Raw genomic sequence first — 21,821 nt, 5'->3', positions numbered from 1 at the left:
GCCGACCACTCACTTCCACCAGCCGTACCGCTTCCCGTTTAAACTCTTCCGTATAATGTTTTCGACCCATGAAGTCCTCCTCAATTTATCGTATCAGAAGGCTCTCCAGTTTTCCTGAGCCAGTCCAAGGTTGGATGGCCGTGGATGTTTTCCACCTACGTTTTCCTCTGCTGGAACTCCTGATCCGTTTGTTACTGAATTTTCTGTAGTGCGTGTTGATATTCAGTCACCAGTATTCCGCACTATTGCTTTTTCATTAATGAATTGCCTGTTTATTCAGGTAGCCAAAGGAATTATTTAATGATGCATTTATGCTATTGACGTCGCCTTAGTATTAGCACAACAGAGTATCTTTAGTGTTCGCCAAGACATTCACCTATCAAGTGATAGGTGGGCGGATGACTTTTCCTTTTTCGTTGATGACTTGGACGCTGGCCCATTGTTCTACGGAGAATAAGGCTTTCCATTTTTCTTCTATGCGTGCACGGTTTACGTTTGCTTGCGAGAAGTTTGCGTTGGTGAGGTCGGCGTCGTCGAAGACACTGTCCGTTAACAGACAATAGCTCAGGTCAGGGCCGTGTGTGCTTGATTTTCCAAACAGACCACCACTGCTCTTCATGCCCCGGAAATAAGCTCCGGTTAGATCCAGCTGAATGCTTCTGTCTTTCTTTCTGAGCAACTTTCTCAGCTCTGATACCTTTTGGACTGATGCAATCAACTCGCCGCGGGCACGAGCATGTTCTTTGCCCGCCATCAAGTTTGAGCGTTGTGCAGAGCTCGTGCTGCGAATGTGAGCGGCCAGAAGTTGCAGGACATCCTGAAAGTGTTCGTTTGGATTAGACTTTGCGATTTCTGAGAGGATTACAACACCGGCTTCACGCAAAGCACCATTCCCGGATTCAAGGAGTTCTGCAGCTTTGGTGAACTGCCCCAAAACGTAGTTTCGTCGTGTTGCCTTAACTGCTGCGAAAGCTGAACTGGCGATATATGCGAGCAATAAAAACGCTGGAATTGCAACAAAAACAGTGAAGAGTGCACTCAGACCAGCTGCAACATTGTAAAATACCGATGTTTGCTCAATTGGCGTGTAAGGGACGCCTTTTGGGACGGGTAACTGACTTCTAAACGTTTCAATCTTACCACCCGCAAGTACGACAAGGTTACGCACCATGGAATACTCATCGGGAATGAGATTGAGATAGTCGCAAATCAAATAGGCTGGAATTGTCAGAAACCCGAGGGTTACCAGTATCACAGCAATACGGAAACTATGCTTCATTGGAAAAATGCCTGTCTCAAAGATTCAAATTCCTACCAGTGACACGCCTTGCGAAGAGGCGGCAGCATGTCCTGAAGGTTTGCCAAGTCGAATAAGTAGGCACGAGAGCCATCATCTGACACAACATCAAGCTGCACCCGATCTACGTTGGCCCAACGATTAATGTGTGCGATGCTGGTCAATCCACGTGGGCTGATAAGAATGCGTTTGCTTTCCGCGCTCTGCCAGACATCGTTGTCGATACGCTGATCACGCAGCATAACGCGGATTGGAACCCGGCGTTTAACGTGTGGCTCATTGAGCACCAAGGCAACTGTTGTGATGTCTTCAACACAGGATAACAGCAAGATTGCAGGCTTTTCCTCGATACCAGCATCAACAGACTGCACAGCTTTCATGCTGAGGTAGACATTGGTTTCACCTGGTTGAATGACCGGTTGCTGTGCTTGTTCAGTTTGCAGTGCCTGTGCCTTCTCAGGGATTGTCCCATCACGTTGCTCCAGTGGTTGAGCAGGCATGCTCTCTTCCTGGATCTCATCCCATCTGAATATCGCGGGATGTCCGACTGCACCAAAGCGAAACTGCCAGGTTAAATCCCCTGATGATCGTATTCGCTCCATCGTTTTCGCCTGTCGCTCCAAGCGGCCTGCAGGTGCATTTACATTCTCAACGAATTCTGGATTGGGTTCTCCTGCAGATAAGACCTCAAGAGGGGTCTTAAGCAACTGGTCAAAGCACGACAAACGGTTAACTCGGCCAATGGTAAGAGTGCATTTTTCAACCACCTGTTTTTCCAAAGTGATCGTTTCTGCATAAGAGGTCGATGATAGAGAAATACTGGTAGGAGCCGCTATCAGGCCGGCCAGCGCTGCTGCAAAAATCGTGTGAGCAAACCTGCTAGTTCTCATGGTCGAATTCCATCGTTGGACAATTGAATTTGCTGAGTTTGTTGGCAAGGGTACGTTTTGGTATTTGTAGGAAATCCGCCATTTTGCTCCGATCCCCTTTGAACTGGAAATACGCGCTCCGTATCAAATCTAGCTCGAAGTTTGAGACAACCGTCCGAAGTCCTTTTTCTGCCAGTAACAGATCATCGTATTCGTTCTCACCTGCAACAGAATTGCTCTGAGCTCCGGACACAGCAGCAGTATCGAGTTGCTCATTCATGGCTTGTTTGAGAATACTTCCTGAAATTTCGTCAGTGTCATAAGCGAGAAAGACGGCCTTGATCATGCAGTTCTGCAGCTCACGGACATTGCCTTTCAGCTCTGCTGTTTCCAGCAGGGAGACGGCTTCTTCACTCAGTGCTTTGGAGGTGTCTGCGTTACTAACAGCAATCTCCTGCAGGAAGTGGCGTGCGAGATGAACTCTATCGCCTTCGCGGCTGCGCAATGGTGGTACGTCTATGGTGAGCTGCGTGATACGGTAGAAAAGATCGGCCCGGAACTTTCCGTTCTCAATCGCTTTTTTCAGGTCAACATGGGTGGCACAGATGAGGCGGAAATCGACAGGCTCGTCTTTACTTCCTCCCAGCGGTCGAAGCTTTTTCTCCTGAAGAATACGAAGCAGTTTGACCTGAAGATCAATCGAGAGATCACCAATCTCATCAAGGAACAATGTCCCGCCAGAAGCTCTTTTTACAAGACCGTCTCTGTTTTCAGTTGCCCCGGTGAAAGCACCCTTTTTATAGCCAAACAACTCGCTCTCAATAAGGTTCTCTGGCAGAGCTGCAATATTTTCTGCAATGAAAGGTCCATCAGAAAATTGTGAGAGCCGGTGTAAGGATCGCGCAACGACTTCTTTGCCCGTCCCTGTCTCCCCTTGCACCAAAACCGCGTACTTGTTTTGCGCGTATTGGGCGATTTTCTCTCTGACCTGAACAATCTGCGGCGAGCGTCCTACAAGATTGTCTGAGAGCATGGAGTCGACCTGCCCTTTTTGGTGCTTCGACTTTTCAACCTGCGTTTCCTCAGTTTTCTGTAGGTTCTCCAAAGAGATAAGCAAAGGGGACAGGTGGAAATAAGAGCGCCACAACACATGCAGTGTGTGGTGCTCCTCCTGAAGTCTTGGAGTACTACCCGCTGAAGCGCGCAGGAAAACGTAGACTTGATTGTATGTGTTATGACCTTCTGACGTTTCCAGCAGTATCCGATGGGCAACGAGAGAGCCATGACGACAGAACAGAGCTGTACTCAGATCTTGTGTCTTCGCAGAAGATGGCGTCTTCCCAAAATAGAATGGCTCAGTCTGCAAGACATCCAGCTCACGGAAGCGCTCGGTGCCGACTTCATTGTCAAGCTGTGGAAGGCGGGCTACCGGTAGCCCGCCATCACATGCAAAAGGTATCAACTTACGACCAGTAATATCTGGCAAGTAAACAGCGATAGCTTGTGCTCTGGTTGACGCCAACACAGTCTTCAACATCATGGCGCGCAGTTCATTTTCTGACCTGCACGTCATCAATGTCATCAGAGCGTCTGTTGTAGAAGATGCCTCCATATCAATACTAATGCGCCTCTTCCAAAGCGAGGTCTTCGGCTGGTTCCTCGTCAGCATCTGCCTCATAGGCTGCCGCGAAAGTGAAGCCGTCCTCACCTTCCGGGCTGTCAATGGTAATTGCGGAAATCTGCTCACCGCGATGGCCAGCTTCTAACAGCTCAATAGACAACGTTGGCAATAGCTGGCGTTGAATAACCTGATCAACAAGCCGGGCACCATTAGAGGCCACTCGGCACATTTGCGTTACACGCTCATAGGCCTCTTCACTAATGGAAAGCGCAACTTTCTGCGTGTCCTTCAAGAGCTGAATAAGATCAGCAAGACGCATTTGCACAATGTCTGCCAGTACTTCTTCAGATAGTGGCAGGTAAACCAATGGTTCCATCCGCGCGAGGAGTGCGGGTTTAAAGTGCTGCGCAAAGAGCGGTGTGAGAGATTTCAGCATCGAGCCATGGCTTGGAACCTGACCATCTTCGGCACTGGCAACCCAGTTCTCAATCTGGTCTGAACCAAGATTACTGGTCAGGAAAAACACCACGTTGCGGCAATCGATGAGGCGCCCTTCCCCATCAGCAAGCTCTCCCTTATCAAACGCCTGATAAAACAGGTTAAGCACGTTCGGGTCGGCTTTTTCAACTTCATCAAGCAGCACGACAGAGTAAGGCTTCTTGCGAATGGCCTCTGTAAGCACACCACCCTCTCCATAACCGACGTAACCGGGAGGCGAGCCGATCAACCGGGAAACCGTGTGACGCTCCTGATACTCAGACATGTTGATGGTGGTAATGAACTCTTCGCCGCCGAACAATCGGCGCGAAACCTCAAGGGCTGTCTCTGTCTTTCCTACCCCAGAAGGTCCAGCGAGGAAAAACACACCAAGCGGTTGGCCTTTCTTGTGCAGATCAAGCCGCGATGCGCGCAAGCGTGCTTCAATGGCATCAATGGCGTGGTCCTGACCTTTGATGGCTTTCTTCATGGTTTCAGCGAGTGTCAGGAGACGGTGGTAATCATCCTGCACCATGGAATTGATCGGAATACCTGTCCAATCGCTTATGATAGCAGCAATCTCTGAGGGTCCAACTTCTACCGAAATGAGCGGCTCGGCCCCTGCTTCCGCTATGAGCGCATTTTTGTGACTGGCAAGGTTTGTGCGCACTTGCTCCAAGGCATCTTCGTCGAGTGTTTCTGGCAGTTTCTGGAACAGATCTTCACGAGCTGAAATAAAGTTTTCAGCTAAGGAAACCTGAGCATCAAGACGCTGTGAAAGCTCAGCTTTACGCGCTTCAAGCTCATTTAACTGGTCTGCGATAGCGTGGAGACGCTCTAGTTGCTCAGGCTCCAATGGACCTGTGTGCTGATCGCGTTCCAAGCCCTCTCTTTCCCAACTCAACGTTTGAAGGCTCTGCTCAACATCTTGCAGTTCAACTGGCGGCGTATTTGCCCCGGCTCGAACGCGAGCACAGGCCGTATCCAGCACATCAATCGCTTTATCTGGAAGCTGACGGCCAGTGATGTAACGTGCGGCCAGACGAACAGAAGCACCAATCGCTTCTTCGGTGATGTAGACACCATGCGCGTCTTCGTAGGTTTTTTTAAGCCCGCGCATGATGATGATTGCCTCATCAATAGTCGGTTCATCCAACTTCACCAATTGGAAGCGACGGGTCAGGGCCGGGTCTTTCTCGAAGTACTTTTTGTATTCAGACCACGTTGTTGCGGCAATTGTTTTCAGCTCGCCTCGGGCCAGCGCAGGCTTCAAAAGGTTCGCAGCATCGGAACCACCTTGATCACCACCAGCTCCGATGAGAGTGTGTGCTTCATCAATAAACAAGATGATTGGCTCAGGACTGGAGCGAACTTCATCAATGACGCCTTTCAAGCGCTTTTCAAACTCACCCTTCATAGAGGCACCAGCTTGTAGTGCTCCGATATCCAACCCCCAAAGGGAGACATTGGCGAAATCTGCTGGCACATCACCATTTGCAATGCGTAGGGCAAGACCTTCTGCTAGCGCGGTTTTACCTACACCAGCTTCGCCAACACAAATTGGGTTGTTCTTACGACGACGGCACAAAATCTCGATGATCTGACGGATTTCATTGTCCCGGCAGAAGATCGGATCAATTTGTCCATCTTTCGCCAGCTGAGTGAAGTTCGTACCGTACTTTTGCAGAAAGCCGTCAGCCCCCTCTCCGGCACCTGATGTTGCTCCCGGCCCGGCACGGTGATCTTTTTCGAAAGACCCAGCCGTCAACGCTTCGAAATCACGCAGCAAAACGTCGGGAGAGACCCGCTCCAGCAGTGGGTAGTAGTCCATCTGCATATAGCGGCCACGTTCATTGAGCAGGGCAATGAGAACAGCACCCGAGCGGACAGTTTTCTCACTTTGTTCCACGGATGCGATCAACCATGCATCTTGCAAAAGGTCTTGAAGCAACGGTGAAAACGTCGGTGTGCGATCAGCTTCAACTCGGCGATATCTGTTGAACGTCGCGCGAAGAGCCTCGTTCAACTTGTCTGCATCCACATTCTGGCTTTGTACGAGTAACCTAATGTCTACTGCAGGTTGTGAAACAAGAGAAATGAGGAAATGCTCAATTGTCACTTCCTGATGTGAGTTCGAAACGCACAGGCTGGCGGCTTCTTCTATTGCCTGACGACAGCAAGGGTTGAGACGCTCAATCAGCGCCTTGATTTCCAGTCGAGCCATACTCGATCTCCAAAAAATTAAAGCATTTCACGCAGCTGAGTGACGACCCCGTCGGTGTATTGGTCTATCTGCCAATAAAACCCCGCGTAGGTCAGTGCGCATAAAATTAAAAGGCTAATCCAAACAAGAGAAACAGGCGTATGCCAATGAACGACATGCGCTTTCTCAATCACTTTGCTCTCTGATTGACCAAGTTCGAAATTCCCCTCACCCCGCTCCTGCCGGATGACGTGGTGAACATCACGCATGATTTCTTCGAGCTGCAGCTTGCCATTGTGCATTACTCGATACTTGCCTTCGAAACCAAGCCCGAGCAGCAGATACAGGAACTCAATCAACTCAATGTAGCGAACAGGATCCCGCATCAAACGGCTGAGAACGATAAAGAATTTCTCTCCACCCCAGGTTTCGCTATGAAACAGCGCCAACAAGCTTCGTTCAGACCAGTCTGAGTTCTGCCCCCAGGGAGAGCACATCACGGCTTCATCAATTGCAGAACACAGGCAATAGCGGTGTGCCAAAATGGTGGCACGATCAAATCCTTCGCGCTGGAGCTCTAGCTCAAGAGATTCAATCTCAGCCCGAACATCTTTGTGCAGGTAATCTAACTTGTTGTTTTCAGAGACTTCCGGAATGCGTGAGATCAAGGCAAGTAATGACTGGCTTGCATCAATGATCTTATTGATGCTGTGCCCGCGCATGGGGAAACTGATGTGTTGCACCGGCCTTGGAGAAACATCCTTCAAATTCTGAGGTACTGTTTCGGCGCTTGCAATTGGCGCCTCTTCAACAACTTCAGGATCACCAGAGTCAAACAGGTTTGCGACTTCACTCATTATGTTGTCCTTTCATTGCGAATAGCCCAGAATTGCAGCTGCAAATCAGCGAATTCACCCGCAATATGGAAGGCAAAACCACTCGCGTTCTCAATGTATTGCCAACCTGCAGAGTTGGCATCCAACTGGAAGTACGAGAACCCTGCATGGTAAGGCAGCTGTCGCGGTGGAGAAGGAAGTCTCTGAAGTACGACACCTGGCAAATGCAGATGGATCAACTCGCGAATTCGCTCAATGGAAGAAACTTTGGTTTGCGCCGGGAATGACTTTGCAAGCTCTTCCAGCTCCATACTGGCTTTCACGGCAACAACAAAAATTGCTGAGTTTAGAAGCGAACGATCACTAAGCGGAGACGTGATGATGCCGTACTTCTGCTTGTTCAACGGCAGCGCGATAGCATTGGCTTCAAAGATGGTCGATAGCGATTGGCGTAAAGAGCTGATCACAGGATCGAAACAAACCTGCGGTTCTTCATGATGATAGGCAGGCCACGTTGTTGGCATGCGTTGCTCATGCGTGAATGTTGCCAGCTCTCCAGCGGCACCGGAGAACATCTTGTAAAGCTCTTTTGGATGCACTCCTTTGAGGGAGGACATGTGCCGAAATTCTGGCCATAAACGGTTGATCGTTTGCAACATCAGGAAGTCGGAAACATCTGAAACGCCACGTTGACCCGGTGTTCCCATACGACTTGAAATGTGTGAGGCTCGTTGGCGCAACAGTCCTACGAGGTCATCCAATGTTTTGCGCAGGCGGGGCTGGGCATCAATAGTTGAGGCCATTGGCAAAAACTCATCATCCAACACCACACTGCCATCAGAGTTCTTGTTCCGAATACGTGTCAGCGGAAGACACGTGAAAGCAGAACGATCTTCGCGCTCCAGCATCAAACGCAACCGATATTGAGCCACATCGACCAGAAACGCCTCTGAATCTGAACTGGTGTTGTTGCGAACATCCTGAGAAAACGCACGCATTCGGGTCGCATCCTGAGGATTGAGGGGATCTTCAACTTCAGGAACGCCATTTGAACGCAACGGCAAAGCCAGATAAACCGTCTGCCCGACAACGTTTTCACCGCTCACATCCAAAGGTGCAGGCGCCATTGTTTCGCCAGGTACATCAATCGTTGTACCGTCGGGGAAAATTCCCAGCGCATAGTCAACCAGCAACTTACCGTGCAGCAAGCTTTCCTTATTGATCTCCAACCGGCTTACCCCGTGCTGGTAAGGATCAATCGCCTCGCTGCGAGAGCGGATAAGATGTTCTAAATATCGTTGTTGCTGCTGAAAATGGTGGGGCTTCAAAAACAGGCCATCCCGCCAAATTACATGGTTTCGCAGTGACATAATCTAAATAAACCTATTTGCTCTCAAACCTACCGATGAAGGTTCGTGATAATTTTTTTTCTGCTGATGACAGCAAGCAGCTTGTAAGTTTCTCCCTTGGGCTTGACCTGCTCGACGACGCGCCAATCGACTTTCTCAGGCTTCGCGTAGCCACCCACAAGGCCAATGAAGACCGTGTCTTCATCCAACTCAAGCTCACTCACGACCTTGGATTCACCGGGCATGACCTGAACCTCCTTCACATCAATGAAGGTGGTTCCAAGAGCGTTCTCGTAGTCTTCGGTTGCCTCTTCAAAAGAGGACTGCAGCAACTTGCCATCGTCACCCAGTTGGAAGACCCAAACATCAATCGGCACGCTCTCGCCCAGATCATTCTTGTTCGATCCTGGCTCTGAGAAGATGGTCACATCAATCAGTGTCGGCTGGTCCTTAGGCTCTCCAACCGGAATGCCTGGATCCATGACAACCTTGAAAACCTTCTCAGGAATTTTCTGTGCTTCGCATGCACTCAACGCCAGCAGTGCAGCTAGTGCAAAGGCAAGATGTGAGCTCTTTCGCAGGAGCGCGTTTAGTGTCCAACCCCAGTTCATCGTATGCCTACCGCCTCATTCTTCCCAAAGCTGGACACCCTCAAATCTTCGCTAGCCATCAAACGTCACTCAGCTGCGTACAATTGCTGGCTCCGCATTTCACGATCATAAACTTGCCGGAAGACCTCCCAGAACATGCGTGTCAGCCCACGCTGACGACCGGACCGCATTTCATGGTAGTAATGCTCGTACATCTGCCAATTCCAGCCATCCAGGTCACCTGTGCGAGGCGCATGCCCCTTGTAGCGCGCAAATCGCTTCTTCAGATTTTCTGGAGAAAGGCCCAGGAGAACCGCTTCCAAAGCTTCATCAGCAGCAACACGGCTCGCTTTCTCATGCAGCTCGATCTGCATCAAACTTTCTTCAATGGCAGACGGTGCGTTTAAATGAACTGGGCTCTGGACAAGTAGAAGATCCTCAATCGCTTGCTCAGGGCTTTGAGCTAGCCGGATCGGATTGTCTTCCACCGGGTGCAGGTGAGTGTCGTTCATTGACGAACGGTCTTCCCACTGCTGCGTATGAATGGCCATCAACCCAGCAATTGCCGTTTTCAAGGCTGCGCCAACATCCTGAGTGATACGGTTCGCCTCAGGCAAACTCATGTTGCCAGCCGGTAATCCCAATGCAGTCAGAAGAGGTCGCAGCACCACATGATCTACCATGCCTTCTTCTCCGGATTCAGAAAGAGCAACGGAACCATGCCAGCTTTCAGTCTCCTGAATATCGCTGACCAACATTTCTTGCCCGCCCGAGTTCGTCAGAGACTCAAGATAGCTGTCCATATCCGGATCAACCGGCTCTGTACCTGTATTGGTCATAGTATGGTTTCCTTTTGCTTGGGGCATGATCATCAAACGGTGATGTGCTTGAGGATCATCCACACCCAGTGCCTTACCGCTGTTTTCAGGCTGCAGCCCCAGAGTGCTCAACAAGTCCTCGTCCAACTCTTGTTGGTCAGGCTTGCTGTCATGATTTAATTGAGAAAGCGGATCTTGATTGCCTGGCAGGCCTTCATCATCCTGCTGGTCAAGAACCTCTACAGGATCACATGCAAGGGCACCTGCCCGCTGATTGCCTGCAAAGAAATCCTCACTGAGGTCACTCTCCAACCGGTCCGCGAGGATGTATTCGATGTTATCTTGTGTGTGCTCGTCTTCATCCTGCAAGCGTCCGGACACAATTGTGTCTATGGCTGCAAAGCGACCAGCCCACTGCTCGCTTTGGTCTTCCAGTTCGCTGCCTTCAGCAACCACATAAGTGGTCAACTTGAACGCCCCAACCTTCCAGACATCACCGTCAGAGACACGAAATCTCTGACCCGTCGGGATTGGCCGATTGGAACCATTTACGATGATGCCTTCATCACTCACGGCTTCGGCACAATAAACACCGTCTTGAAAAAACACGCGTACATGCTCACGAGAAACAGAGTTGCGGCGGTCCAGCAGCTGCCAGTGACACTGTTCACCAGAGCCGATGTTTCCGCCTGCCTTGTCAAATGTGGCAGTGGCTTTACTGCCGTTTTCAAGCGTAGACGTGTTGTTGATGACCAGGACCAGTTTCATACCACCCTCCTACAACCGCGCAGAGATCAGGACTTCGCGCGAGCGTCCATCACCCTTGTCCAGAAAGGTTGACCAACCCAGTCGTCCTTCATATTCGTCGGTCAGCATGACCGGTGAAGCTTGGTTTTCCGCCAGTTCCAACTTGATGTCATAGGCATGTTGATCACGCAGCATGAATTCCACCAGATCTCGCAAGGCCTTGTAGTCTCGTCCATGAGGGAGGAAGTCCTGAAAACGCTCAAAGCTCAAATTCTTAATGAAGATATTGAATTTGCTGGAGATATCGGAAACGCTATCTCCAATAATGGTGTCTTCACCCAGCAACATGTTGTGCTGCCCCAACTCAGAGCGTTGCCCTTCGGGAATGTCCACTCTTCGTTGAACCCATTCCTCCACTTCCACTTCTTTATGAAAAAAGGCGTGAGACACGACACTTGCGATCGCAGCAGGTGAACGATTGCGAGACGCCAGAACGCCTGCGAACGTAAGCAAGCGTGCCCAGTTGATGGGTGATTTTTGCCGCGACTCCCGATCTGATAATCCAAAAACGCAGAACACCCATTGAGAGAATGGATCCAGCGCACCCGGCTCATAACGCACATAGAAGCGGTACTTGCGCATGGAACGGTGTAAGAGGCCAACCAGACGATTATGGAAGAAATCAAAGAACCCCTTCATCAAGGAGCCTTGCGCATCGTATTTGGCTATGACCTCTTGATAATAAGAGGGCAATGGCGAGCTTGAACCGTGCAGGCCGAGAAACGTCACTTCCATATTAAAATCGACATAGTCGACCGGTTCGACGTTCGTCTCCTGATCACCCTGTCTTTCAATGCTGGCGATATCAGACAGCGGAAAGCCAAGCGAATGCATGACACTGAAGTTGATCTTCTCATCTTTCGGCAAAAGATGCGTACCAACTTCATTGCGCTCATCATAACAACGCTGGATCAGCTCAACAGCTTGGAAGAATGACCAGCTGCGAGCATTAAACTGTAAGTCGCCTCTTAAATCAGAGGTTGTCGCCCAATTTTCGCTGGCCATTGATAGACTTCATTGTTTTGTGTTCCATTTACGATGAGTTCGTGGAACGAATTGACACTTGAATAGAGAGAAAAGAATTCTGCGAGCACGCTGCAGAACAAGAACATTTCGCCCTCGCTCTGGAATGCGTCTTCGCTGAGAGACATGACAGTTTTCAAACCTCGAACGGCCTGCCCTCGAAATAACTTGTCGACCGGTTTCGTCTCGATGGAAATGATGCCATCAATACGCTGCTTACTGACACGCTCGTCCTGCCGGTTCAGGCGAGCCTGAAAATCGTAGGTCGCAATCACGGTCTTCAGAGCTTCTTTTTCAAGCAATGAAACGTAATTGAGAGAAAGGTTGGAGATCAGGTTCCAGTAAAGCGATCCATCCAGCGGTGGATAGACTGGTGCACTGGGCTGGCTCAGGTTCTTAAATGTCACGAAGCTCGGCGTTTCACCTGTTGGCTCACGCACATCACCTGCGCCCAACTCCATGGCATGTTTGGGATGGAAGCACTTCAGATCAGCAGAGAGAACTTCATGTTCCGGGATAGCGCGCTCATTATCGTGGCGCACGAATGAAACCAGATGCTCCATACCGCGCTTACCCAACGCTTCGCGAAGTCTCAAACGATAATAAATCTGGGTTAGACCATCCGCACGCTCGACCTCATGATGGAAAGATTCAAACGAGGGATACTCACGCAGATGAGAACCACTTGTTGGATCCTTCGCTGCACGCCAGCTCATAATCCGATCGATGGAAAAGATGTCTATGGCACCACGACCATTTGCTGTCGGTCGGATTGGATACCGCATCTGACTATGGTCGATCTTCATCGGCTCAGCATCATAGTCGAACAAATTCACTGCAGGAACGCAGTAGAGGCGGAATGTTCCGGGACGCACTTTCACATCAGGTGGCAAAGGTCTGGAAAAAGTGAACTCTAATGAGAAATCTGTTTCTTCACGATTGCGGAAAAAGGGCTCTAATCCATCAATGTCATAGCATTGGAATTTTGCAGGAAAGACAAAGTATTCCTGCAAGAGCCGGTAGCCTTCATAAGCAGAATTCTCATTAGGCAGCAACGCCTCGGAGCCACCGAAACCTCCTGGCTGCAGTGCTGAGGCTGGAAGCTTGTAACGGCTAACACCGTCTTCATTGTCCCCATCAGCACGAAAGCAAACCGTGACGTCTTTCAGGTATCGGCCCATCCACAAATAAAGCATCTGGGCGGCGACTTCATCGCCAGCAATCCATAGACGTAGGTCATTAAAACTCAGCCGAGACAGAGGCAGGCCCGACAATGTCTGGAACTGCAATGTCAGAACAGTGCTTTCGCGAGAACGCTGAACATCTTGATCGACAATATCGAGCGGATAGACCGTCACGTCTGCTGTTGTCTGAAAGGGGCAGACAATACCATCCACTGGGCGAGACAAGATCTGCGAGCCAGACGGCAATACCTGACGCTCTGTAATCGCTTTTTCGACGGGGACCATCTGCATAAGTGTGGTTGATGGAAACGCCCGTAGGAAATTAGGAATAAGCAGCTGCACGAGTGAATGGGTAAGCTCCGGAAGCTCGTCATCCAGCTTTTCGCGCAATTTTGACGTTAAAAACGCAAAGCCTTCCAGCAGCCGTTCCACGTCTGGATCCGTGGAGGCATCAGACAAATATTTTGACAACCGCGGATTGCGTTCGGAAAAAAGCCGACCGCTCTCTCGCAGATAAGTCAATTCGTCTTGAAAGTATGAAGCTTTCACAGCTGGTTGCCTGCTTGACTAAACAATATGAGCGACATGCCCATCTTTCATAAGAATATCGATTTGCACCTGCTCCCCCTGGCTTAAGGCTGGCATGAGCAGAGTTGCCTTGAACCGCAGTTCTAATGGGCGGTCAGGGTCACGAACGAAATGGACGGACCGCACCTGAACGCGCGGCTCATATTTTTCAATGCATTGGCGGATAGAGGCCGCAATATGTTGCGTAAGGTCGTTTGTCGCCACGCTGGACAAGTTGAAATCAACCAGTCCCAAATCTGGTGTAGCAGCAGAAGCCCCTGCTCTCGCATTCAACAGCTTGGCTAGATGACGCTTGATAGAGTTTACTTTTGCTTCCAACAGATCAATGTTCTGAGGAGGACAGATCTCCTCCTCATCAGCAATCAAACGTTCGAACAAACTGCCACGCGCTGTACGAAGCCTGCTGTCCCAAACAACGGGTTCATCGCGCTTTCTCATGGGCAGCCCTTAGCTATCCTTGTCCAGCTTACCAACGAGCGACAATTCAAAATTCGCTCCCATGTATTTGAAGTGCGGACGCACTTTCAAAGACACCTGGTACCAACCCGGATCACCTTCTACATCAGAGACGATAACCTCTGCTGCTCGCAGTGGACGACGTGAACGTACATCTTGAGGTGGGTTTTCCTGATCAGCCACATACTGACGGAGCCAGGTATTAAGTTCACGCTCCAGATCTTCACGCTCTTTCCATGATCCGATCTGTTCGCGCTGCAGCACTTTAATGTAGTGAGCAAGGCGGTTGACGATCATCATGTAAGGAAGCTGAGTGCCAAGCTTATAGTTGGTCTCTGCTTCTTTACCTTCCTTGGTGTTCTGGAAGATCTTTGGCTTCTGAGCAGAGTTTGCGGAGAAGAACGCCGCATTGTCAGAGCCTTTGCGCATTGTCAGTGAAATGAAACCTTCTTCGGCAAGCTCAAATTCACGGCGATCTGTAACCAGAACTTCCGTTGGAATTTTCTCTTCAAGCTGACCAAAGGCCTCAAACACATGTACCGGCAAGTCGTGAACAGCACCACCTGATTGCGGACCAATGATATTTGGACACCAGCGATACTTGGCAAAACTCTCTGTCAGGCGGGTTGCCATCAGGAATGAAGTGTTACCCCACAGATAACTCTCATGCTCTTCTGTCACGTTCTCATTATAGACGAACGCATCCACCGGATTTTCTTCCGCATCATATGGCATGCGAAGCAAAAAGCGTGGGCATGTCAGGCCAACGTAACGGGAGTCTTCACTCTGACGGAAGCCCATCCATTTGCGGAAACGCGGCCCTTCATAGATGGAGAACAGATCTTTCTGCGCAGGCAGATCCACGTACTCATCAACGTCGAACATTTTTGGACCAGCTGCCGCAATAAACGGAGCATGGGCCATTGCGCCAACGGAGGCAGTAAACTGAAGCAGCTTTACATCGCGTGCACCAGGACCAAAGTCATAGTTGGCAATCATTGCGCCTACAGGCTCGCCACCAAACTGGCCATAGCCACTGGAGTAGACGTGTTTGTAAAGGCCAGATTGTACGACTTCCGGGCTGGTTTCAAAATCTTCCAGCAACTTGTCTTTAGAGACAGAAAGCACATCAATCTTGATGTTCTCACGAAAATCTGTCCGGTCAACCAGCAGTTTCAGACCGCGCCAGGCAGACTCGAGTTCCTGAAATTTTTCATCATGCAGAACTTCATCAAGCTGCGCTGATACTTTCAAGTCCAGCTCTGCAATCATACGGTCAACCAATACGCGGTTGATCCGTTGGTCAACTTCCTGGCTCGCAAGGAGGTCAGAAATAAACGCTTCAACGCCTTTACGCGCTATGGAATAGCTTTCTTCGTCTTCAGGGCGAATGCGGGTCTCTTCCATGATCTGGTCAAGAAGAGAAATCGCGGCCCCCGAACCGGCAACATCTGGCTGGCCGGTAGAAGCTGATACATCTACCATGTCATCACATCCATGTTTTTACTTTAAAATGTACTTGCGGATCAAAACGAACGAGCTCCGCAGTTGTTTATAAAATCTATTGATAATGACGTAGAGTCAGCTGCTCTCTTCCTGAGACGAAACCACTGCATCCAACTCTGAAAGAAGCTTCTCACGCTGCTCTTTATCTTGCAGCAACTGCTCTAATCGATTGCGGAACGCAGGAATATTCCCAAGCGGCCCTTTCAGAGCAACAAGAGCCTCACGCAGATCGATTAGTTTTTTAAGCTCAGGAATTTGCTTCACGATAGAATCTGGCTCGAAGTCTTTCAGTCCTTCAAACTTCAGATTGACAGCAAGCTGTGCGTCCTCTTCCTCAACAAGCGTATTTTTGACCGTTAGCTCACGCTCCAGCCCCGCTTCTTTCATCACCGATGCAAAGGTGTTCTTATCAACTGAGAGCAATTCGCGCTCTTCAAGAGGCGTATCATCTTCTTTGCCGTTGTAATCACCCAACATGACAAGACGCAACGGCAGTTCGACTTCTTCCTGTTGGTCACCAGTTGCAGGAACATAGCGAATGTTAATCCGCTCTTTGGGTGCAACAGAACCTTCCTTGCCAGCCATAAGCCTTCCCCACTCTTCTTAACAAAATTGAAGACATCTTAGAATTACCTAAGATTATACTTAAATTAAATATTGAAAACTTTAGCGTCAATTCGACTCTAAATTTTCATTAGGCCTATCGGAAAGAAAAACAGACGACAACCCAAAAGTATAACTTCCGTTATTAGACTTTAGTAATATTGATTAGCAAAGTAAATATTTCGAGAAAAAAGATTATACTGACTCAAGATGCGATTCGACCTGACTAATACAAACCAGAGAAACGTAATGATATTTAGAGCCCTCTCAATAATTAAAACTATACTATTATCGATTATTAAATTAACTACATCCTATATATTTATAAGCTCAATATTTCTAATTTTACTCGTTTTAAGTGTATTTTTCTTCAGGGATTTCGTGTTCTCCTTCGCAGGTTCAGGCGAAAGAAAGTTAATCTACAGCGCCCTTGCAATGGCAGTGTTTTCTATAATATGGGGTGCCAGTAACTTAATTTATGTAAGCATAAAGAAGAAGAAAGTTGATTTAAGTAAAAATAAATATAAAAGAGAAACGCCTAAAACACCTGATCTATCCTATCTCAATGAGTTCGAGCGTGGCTTCAACCAAGCCCTGCAAACCATCAGCAGAAACTGGGCAGGCAAGGGTTCTCGCAGAAATGGAAAGAACCTTTACGCACTACCCTGGTTTGTGGTTTTGGGATCTCCAAGTTCGGGCAAGACATCCCTTATTGTTGAATCGAATTTAAAGTTTCCACTAGCACATCTTTTCTCTCAAGAAGATGCCAAGCACGTGCAACCGACAAAAGACGTTGATTGTTGGGTAACCGATGAGGCGGTTCTGTTTGATGTTGCTGGCCAGTTTGTTGAACATGTAAACGGAAAACAATCTGACACTCATGAAACACATTACGCAGGTTTATGGCGCCGCTTTCTTAAACTCCTGCGTGACAACCGACCACGCAGGCCCATCAACGGCGTTGTCTTATGTCTCGACCTATCAGAGCTTATTTCGCTTTCCTCTCAGGAGCGAAACACAAAAGCAGCACTTATTCATGCTCGTTTGAGCGAAATGACAGAAGTGCTGGGCACGCGCTACACCGTCCATGTCGTGCTTACCAAATTCGATCTTATAGATGGTTTTCATGAGTTCATTGGATGTCTGCCCACAGCAGAAAGGGCAAAGCCATTTGGCTTTACATTTGATCTTCATAGTGGTCGGGATCAAGACAAGTGGTTAGACGAGTTCAATGCAGCCTTTGCCAAACTGATAGATAACCTCAATCATACTACTGTTGATCGTATCTCAGATATTCGCTCAGCACACAAACGTCGACAGCTCTACCTGTTTACCCGAGAAATGGCTGGTTTGAGTACAATTTTGGGTGGGTTTCTCGGTAAGGCCCTGCATCAAGACAAGTTTTCAACCGCTCCTCATATTCGCGGTATCTTCTTTTCATCCGCGCGACAAGAAGCCATCCCGACCAATCCTGTTTTACAAGCAACCTCACAAAAGTACGAAATCGCGCCTCCAATCCTGCCCATTCACAGTGGTCCATCCAAACAGTACTTCTCTTCTTCCCTGTTTGACCAAGTGGTCTTCAAAGAAGCGGGCCTTGCTGGCGACAATATCAAGATTGAACGGGCGAAGCGTTTCGCCCTCATCGGGTCAGGTTTGGCCGCTTCATTGTTGTATGTCGGCTTTTTCAGCGCTTATTGGATGGGTTACGAGATCAACCGCGCGCGCGCAGACCAGGTCGTCGATATCACTGAAAACTTTGAAGAGCTGCTCCAACAAGGGCCGGCGCAAAACTCTAATGCATCTGGACAGAATTATATTCGGTCTCTTGGGGCTCTTACATCGGCAAGCGACATATTTGGAAATTACCGCAACAGAAACTGGCTTATGTCTCAGCTGGAGCTTTATCAGGGCCACAAAATTGGCCCAGAGGTTGAAAAAGCATACGTAGACATGCTTGCACGTTATTTTCTCCCAGAAGTGGCAGCGTACGTGCGAGATGAGATCGCAAAACTTGGAGAAGACGAGGCCGGCAGAGATAGCAATGAACGCCTAGAAGCTTTGCGCGTCTATCTCATGCTGGGAGATGCATCGAGACGAAATGAGCTACTGGTCAAAGCCTGGATGGAGCAGAAATGGCAAGAGCAATTTGAAGGTGATCTGAAGCTGCAAAAAGCCCTTCGTGATCATCTGGTCTTTGCCATCGAGACTGCAGGCCTAGAAGCCGCACTAGACAAGGATCTGGTAGAAACCTCTCAAAGAGACTTAAGAGAAGTTCCAAGAGATCTACGCCTTTACCGCAATATCGAACAGGTCAGTGACAGACAGCTTGCCTCATCGGTCAACTTCCGCAATGACATTGGCCCTGCTTACAACATCGTCTTTGATGGCACCGGGAAACACTCTGGGAGCGATCAACCAATCGGTGTGAAAGAATTTTTCACAAAAGACGCTTACCTAGATTACTTCGTAAAGATGAATGACGGGCTTTCTGTCGTCGCTGTGGAAGATGCCTGGGTCGCTGATGAGCGCGAAACGGTTGAGTATTCTCAAGCCGACCTGAAGGAATTCCGGCGCAAGATCGTCTCTCGCTATGCAACCAACTACATATCCAGCTGGAACACCGCGCTGAACCGCCTGGAAATTACCGACTTCAGAAATCTGGATCATGCGGTTGATATTCTTGAAACCCTGACTGGCCCAGACCGGCCGTTGAACAGGCTCATAAACCGCGTCAAAAGTGAAACAGAGATCTATGAGGGCAAGCTCATTGAGCTGAATGCCGAACAGGCCGTAGACTCCGACCTTCCCTTCGACATTTACCGCGAGCAAGGATTACGTGTCCGGCGGGCGTTTTCCAATCTGAACGGCTTGGTTGAGGCGGAGGAAGGCGAAAAAGCCTATCTTGAAGATCTCGATGCTGCACTCAATACGCTCTACGAATACCTCAAAGACATCCGCCAAGCTGGAGAGCGCTCTGGCGAAGTGGCCCTTGCTCGCGCAAAAGCCAGAATCGATCTCCAGGGAGAAGATCCGATCTACACACTCAAACGAGTGGGTGTCGATTTACCAAGCCCGTTGAACCGTTTTTTTGCAAAACTGGCGGACCAAAGCTGGAAAGTTCTGCTACAAGAAGCGAAGAAGGAACTACAGCGCAGCTGGAATGAAGAGATTTATGCCGACTATAATCTGAACTACGCTCAGCTCTATCCGTTCAACAAACAAGCTGAGCAAGAGATACCGCTTGAAGAGTTTGAGAGCTTTTTCGGTCCCGGCGGCAAAATCGAGACGTTCTATAAGAAAAACCTCATCGTGTTTGTTGATGAAGCGACAGGTGAACCCAAGACCATCGATGGTCGCCACTTAGCCATCGAAAAGGATTTTCAGGACAATCTCAAAATCATTCTGGATCTGCGCAGAAGCTACTTTAACTCTGAAGGCCTCATCGGCGTTGAATATAATATTCAACCCGTTGCCCTCGCAGCCAAGCTACGCCGCGCTGTGATGAATATTGAAGGTCAGATCATTTCCTATTCACATGGCCCCCGGCGCCCAATCCGCGTGATTTGGCCCAATGTCCTCACGAATGAGGCAGAGAGCAGCCTTTCAGTCTTCCCTGCAGGAAGAGGTCGCCCGCATACAGTTACGTTCAAGGGGCCGTGGTCTGGTTTCCGACTGCTGGACTTCGCCACAACGAAGGGCTTTGACAGCAATGGTGCACTGATCGAATTTAATTTCGACGGTCAAAAAGCGACTTACTCACTGCTTCACAAAGGTGCTAGCTCGCTCGCACGCAAGCAACCATTGTCCGGTCTTATCCTACCAGCAAAGATGTAACTCTTATGACCGCACCAGAAGCAAAATCAGAAGAGGCAGCTCCGGCTGCTTCTTCTCTTTTCGTAACATCCTACGATGACCTTGCCAAAGCCGTCCTTTCCCCCATTTCAGATAGCTTTGAAGACGACATTGAAGATCACCCAGACTTTGACGCCGTCAGTGATGAGTTGATGAAGCGCGGCACCCTCTCTCACGGCTCGATCGACTGGAGTCTGGTAGAGCGAGAAGCGCTGCAATTGCTGCAAAACACTCAAAAAAGTCTGGCAGTTCTGGAGGCTGTGTTGCTCGCCCGAATGACGCGGAAAACACGCGGGGCTTTGACCAGTTGCATCCGGGGTTTTGATGCCTGCTTAACAATACCAAGAGCGGACCTTTGCCCAAAAGAAGATCGACGATTTGATCTTATCCTGCGTCGTATCTGCGGATTGTTCAGTATGGATGTGGTGCCCGGCAAGCCCGGCACAGAGGCTGAAAAACTGGATGAAAGCCTTGCTCGCCTGACCAAAAACGAACTCTTGCTTGAGCACGGCCTTGTAAAAGATTTTCGTGTGCTTCAGGAGAGACTTGAGCTTGAAAAGAAGCAGACGGAGAATGAGAAAGCCCAGACCACCTCAGGCTCTTCTACATCAGGAGATGGAGCGAAGACGGGAAGCATCAGTTCTGCAACTCCGATGGATGCACGCTCCTTTAAACGCACCACCGCTGAGATATGCACACTCATCTTTCAGGAAGATCCATCCCTTCCCTTTATCTACCAGCTGCGCCGTCATGCGTGCTGGCAAGAGATAACAGGTGCACCTCAGATAACATCTGAGTCCAAATCTATTATTCCTGCCGTATCGATAGATACCTGCGACAAGTATCGCGATGCGCTCAAACAAAGCAAAGCAGATATAACGGTCATTCACCAGTTAGAGACAACGCTTTTTTCCATGCCATTTTGGATTGAAGGGCAGTTCATTTCAGCTCAATTGGCCCTCAAAGCAGATCACATTCAAGTCGCAAATGCGATCACAGAGAGCACCCAAGGTTTTATAGGCCGACTCCCGGAACTTCGCGAGCTGTGCTTCAACGATGGAACCCCCTTCATAGAAGGAGAAACGGCAGAATGGCTGAACTCAAAACCAGTCCACGCAGACATGCCTGCTCAGGCAGATAGCCAGCAGGAAAGTAAGGGACTCACAGATTTCGTCGGCAATCCAAGATTGGCCTCAAAATGGAACGGTGAATACAAATCACAACGCTCCCCACGCCAAAAAGCCTTTATGGAACTTGCCATGCTGGAAGATCTCGCAGGCTCCGGCTTCTCCGCCCTCGTCTCCGACCAAACACTCCGCCTACAAACATCCGTCGAAGAAACATCCATTACCGACTGGGACCCCGAATTCTTCAAGAGAGCCGCCACACTCACCCGCAAAAGCCGAAACAAAAGTATTTAATTCATTGTTTTTGAGCGTCACATCAATACAAAAATGTAAATAAGTGATCTCTAATGAAATTTCATAGATTTCTATACAAAGAACATAACGACAAGTGTTTCTTCTTGACAATAAAGACGGGAAACGTTGGTAAGCTGTAGCGACAGAAGGGTTTTTCCAAGCCACTCAACTTTCCTGTCTTTCTCTCTGCCAAGCTCTACGGCTTGCCGAGAGCCTTTCTGGTTGACAACGGTTCCCCATGGGGGACTGCTCTTACCGATCAGCGTTGGACACCATTGCGGATCTGGTTGGCTCATCTTGGTGTCCGCCTGATCCATG

Annotated in this window: 16 protein-coding genes; 2 read left to right on the top strand and 14 right to left on the bottom strand. The window is 49.2% G+C overall.

The window, feature by feature from the left end; genetic code table 11:
• Positions 1-379 precede the first annotated feature (379 nt).
• The 13 genes from PsAD37_RS17500 to tssB form a co-directional block, all read right to left on the bottom strand.
• Positions 380-1,279, bottom strand: a complete 900-nt coding sequence (locus PsAD37_RS17500) for a pentapeptide repeat-containing protein (RefSeq protein WP_063297245.1) — start codon at positions 1,277-1,279, stop codon at positions 380-382.
• A 32-nt stretch (positions 1,280-1,311) separates the two neighbouring features.
• Positions 1,312-2,187, bottom strand: a complete 876-nt coding sequence (locus tag PsAD37_RS17495) for a type VI secretion system-associated protein TagO (protein ID WP_082827051.1) — start codon at positions 2,185-2,187, stop codon at positions 1,312-1,314.
• Positions 2,177-3,748: a sigma 54-interacting transcriptional regulator gene (locus PsAD37_RS17490; RefSeq protein ID WP_063297249.1), complete on the bottom strand. Its 1,572-nt coding sequence runs from the start codon at positions 3,746-3,748 to the stop codon at positions 2,177-2,179. The genes PsAD37_RS17495 and PsAD37_RS17490 overlap by 11 nt, the downstream gene beginning before the upstream one ends.
• A gap of 37 nt (positions 3,749-3,785) precedes the next feature.
• A complete protein-coding gene (tssH, locus tag PsAD37_RS17485) occupies positions 3,786-6,488 on the bottom strand; it encodes a type VI secretion system ATPase TssH (RefSeq protein ID WP_063297244.1) in 2,703 nt (900 codons plus the stop codon).
• Between the two features lie 17 nt (positions 6,489-6,505).
• Positions 6,506-7,324, bottom strand: a complete 819-nt coding sequence (gene icmH / locus PsAD37_RS17480) for a type IVB secretion system protein IcmH/DotU (RefSeq protein ID WP_208860544.1) — start codon at positions 7,322-7,324, stop codon at positions 6,506-6,508.
• On the bottom strand, positions 7,324-8,673 hold the full coding sequence (gene tssK, locus PsAD37_RS17475; RefSeq protein ID WP_082827050.1) for a type VI secretion system baseplate subunit TssK: 1,350 nt from the start codon (positions 8,671-8,673) through the stop codon (positions 7,324-7,326). The genes icmH and tssK overlap by 1 nt, the downstream gene beginning before the upstream one ends.
• 29 nt (positions 8,674-8,702) lie before the next feature.
• Positions 8,703-9,263: a type VI secretion system lipoprotein TssJ gene (gene tssJ / locus PsAD37_RS17470; RefSeq protein WP_063289819.1), complete on the bottom strand. Its 561-nt coding sequence runs from the start codon at positions 9,261-9,263 to the stop codon at positions 8,703-8,705.
• Positions 9,264-9,328: 65 nt separating this feature from the next.
• Positions 9,329-10,828, bottom strand: coding sequence for a type VI secretion system-associated FHA domain protein TagH (gene tagH, locus PsAD37_RS17465; protein ID WP_063297242.1), 1,500 nt, complete (start codon positions 10,826-10,828; stop codon positions 9,329-9,331).
• 9 nt (positions 10,829-10,837) lie between these two features.
• Positions 10,838-11,872: a type VI secretion system baseplate subunit TssG gene (gene tssG / locus PsAD37_RS17460; RefSeq protein ID WP_063297241.1), complete on the bottom strand. Its 1,035-nt coding sequence runs from the start codon at positions 11,870-11,872 to the stop codon at positions 10,838-10,840.
• Positions 11,836-13,623 (bottom strand): type VI secretion system baseplate subunit TssF, encoded by a 1,788-nt coding sequence (gene tssF / locus PsAD37_RS17455; protein WP_057462093.1) that lies wholly within the window; start codon positions 13,621-13,623, stop codon positions 11,836-11,838. The genes tssG and tssF overlap by 37 nt, the downstream gene beginning before the upstream one ends.
• A gap of 18 nt (positions 13,624-13,641) precedes the next feature.
• Complete coding sequence (tssE, locus tag PsAD37_RS17450) at positions 13,642-14,100, bottom strand: type VI secretion system baseplate subunit TssE (RefSeq protein WP_208991938.1); 459 nt, start codon at positions 14,098-14,100, stop codon at positions 13,642-13,644.
• A 9-nt stretch (positions 14,101-14,109) separates the two neighbouring features.
• Positions 14,110-15,603 carry a type VI secretion system contractile sheath large subunit gene (gene tssC / locus PsAD37_RS17445; protein WP_063289815.1) on the bottom strand — a complete coding sequence of 498 codons (1,494 nt, stop codon included), beginning with the start codon at positions 15,601-15,603 and terminating at the stop codon, positions 14,110-14,112.
• A 96-nt stretch (positions 15,604-15,699) separates the two neighbouring features.
• Positions 15,700-16,209: a type VI secretion system contractile sheath small subunit gene (tssB, locus tag PsAD37_RS17440; RefSeq protein ID WP_063297240.1), complete on the bottom strand. Its 510-nt coding sequence runs from the start codon at positions 16,207-16,209 to the stop codon at positions 15,700-15,702.
• A gap of 228 nt (positions 16,210-16,437) precedes the next feature.
• Here tssB and tssM point away from each other — a divergent pair, with 228 nt between their 5' ends.
• Together tssM and PsAD37_RS17430 are read left to right on the top strand one after the other, a co-directional pair.
• Complete coding sequence (gene tssM / locus PsAD37_RS17435; protein WP_342633584.1) at positions 16,438-20,064, top strand: type VI secretion system membrane subunit TssM; 3,627 nt, start codon at positions 16,438-16,440, stop codon at positions 20,062-20,064.
• A gap of 5 nt (positions 20,065-20,069) precedes the next feature.
• The gene (locus tag PsAD37_RS17430; RefSeq protein ID WP_063297239.1) at positions 20,070-21,503 is read left to right on the top strand and encodes a TssA family type VI secretion system protein; all 1,434 of its coding nucleotides are present in this window, start codon (positions 20,070-20,072) and stop codon (positions 21,501-21,503) included.
• Between the two features lie 71 nt (positions 21,504-21,574).
• Here PsAD37_RS17430 and PsAD37_RS17425 read toward each other — a convergent pair.
• A partial coding sequence (locus PsAD37_RS17425) for a hypothetical protein (protein WP_206600086.1) occupies positions 21,575-21,821 on the bottom strand: 247 nt, incomplete at its 5' end.

Source organism: Pseudovibrio sp. Ad37, from assembly GCF_001623075.1.
In the GTDB taxonomy this organism is placed as follows: Bacteria; Pseudomonadota; Alphaproteobacteria; order Rhizobiales; family Stappiaceae; genus Pseudovibrio.
The sequence above is the reverse complement of the archived record's forward strand: the minus strand, read 5'-3'. Positions and strand labels throughout refer to the sequence as shown.

Excerpts from the sequence above, each read along its gene's own strand:
- tagH (WP_063297242.1), bottom strand. The coding sequence starts at position 10,828 with ATGAAACTGGTCCTGGTCATCAACAACACGTCTACGCTTGAAAACGGC.
- PsAD37_RS17490 (WP_063297249.1), bottom strand. The coding sequence starts at position 3,748 with ATGACATTGATGACGTGCAGGTCAGAAAATGAACTGCGCGCCATGATG.
- tssG (WP_063297241.1), bottom strand. The coding sequence starts at position 11,872 with ATGGCCAGCGAAAATTGGGCGACAACCTCTGATTTAAGAGGCGACTTA.
- tssM (WP_342633584.1), top strand. The coding sequence starts at position 16,438 with ATGCGATTCGACCTGACTAATACAAACCAGAGAAACGTAATGATATTT.
- PsAD37_RS17500 (WP_063297245.1), bottom strand. The coding sequence starts at position 1,279 with ATGAAGCATAGTTTCCGTATTGCTGTGATACTGGTAACCCTCGGGTTT.
- tssC (WP_063289815.1), bottom strand. The coding sequence starts at position 15,603 with ATGGTAGATGTATCAGCTTCTACCGGCCAGCCAGATGTTGCCGGTTCG.
- tssH (WP_063297244.1), bottom strand. The coding sequence starts at position 6,488 with ATGGCTCGACTGGAAATCAAGGCGCTGATTGAGCGTCTCAACCCTTGC.
- tssB (WP_063297240.1), bottom strand. The coding sequence starts at position 16,209 with ATGGCTGGCAAGGAAGGTTCTGTTGCACCCAAAGAGCGGATTAACATT.
- tssE (WP_208991938.1), bottom strand. The coding sequence starts at position 14,100 with ATGAGAAAGCGCGATGAACCCGTTGTTTGGGACAGCAGGCTTCGTACA.
- PsAD37_RS17430 (WP_063297239.1), top strand. The coding sequence starts at position 20,070 with ATGACCGCACCAGAAGCAAAATCAGAAGAGGCAGCTCCGGCTGCTTCT.
- PsAD37_RS17495 (WP_082827051.1), bottom strand. The coding sequence starts at position 2,187 with ATGAGAACTAGCAGGTTTGCTCACACGATTTTTGCAGCAGCGCTGGCC.
- icmH (WP_208860544.1), bottom strand. The coding sequence starts at position 7,324 with ATGAGTGAAGTCGCAAACCTGTTTGACTCTGGTGATCCTGAAGTTGTT.
- tssJ (WP_063289819.1), bottom strand. The coding sequence starts at position 9,263 with ATGAACTGGGGTTGGACACTAAACGCGCTCCTGCGAAAGAGCTCACAT.
- tssK (WP_082827050.1), bottom strand. The coding sequence starts at position 8,673 with ATGTCACTGCGAAACCATGTAATTTGGCGGGATGGCCTGTTTTTGAAG.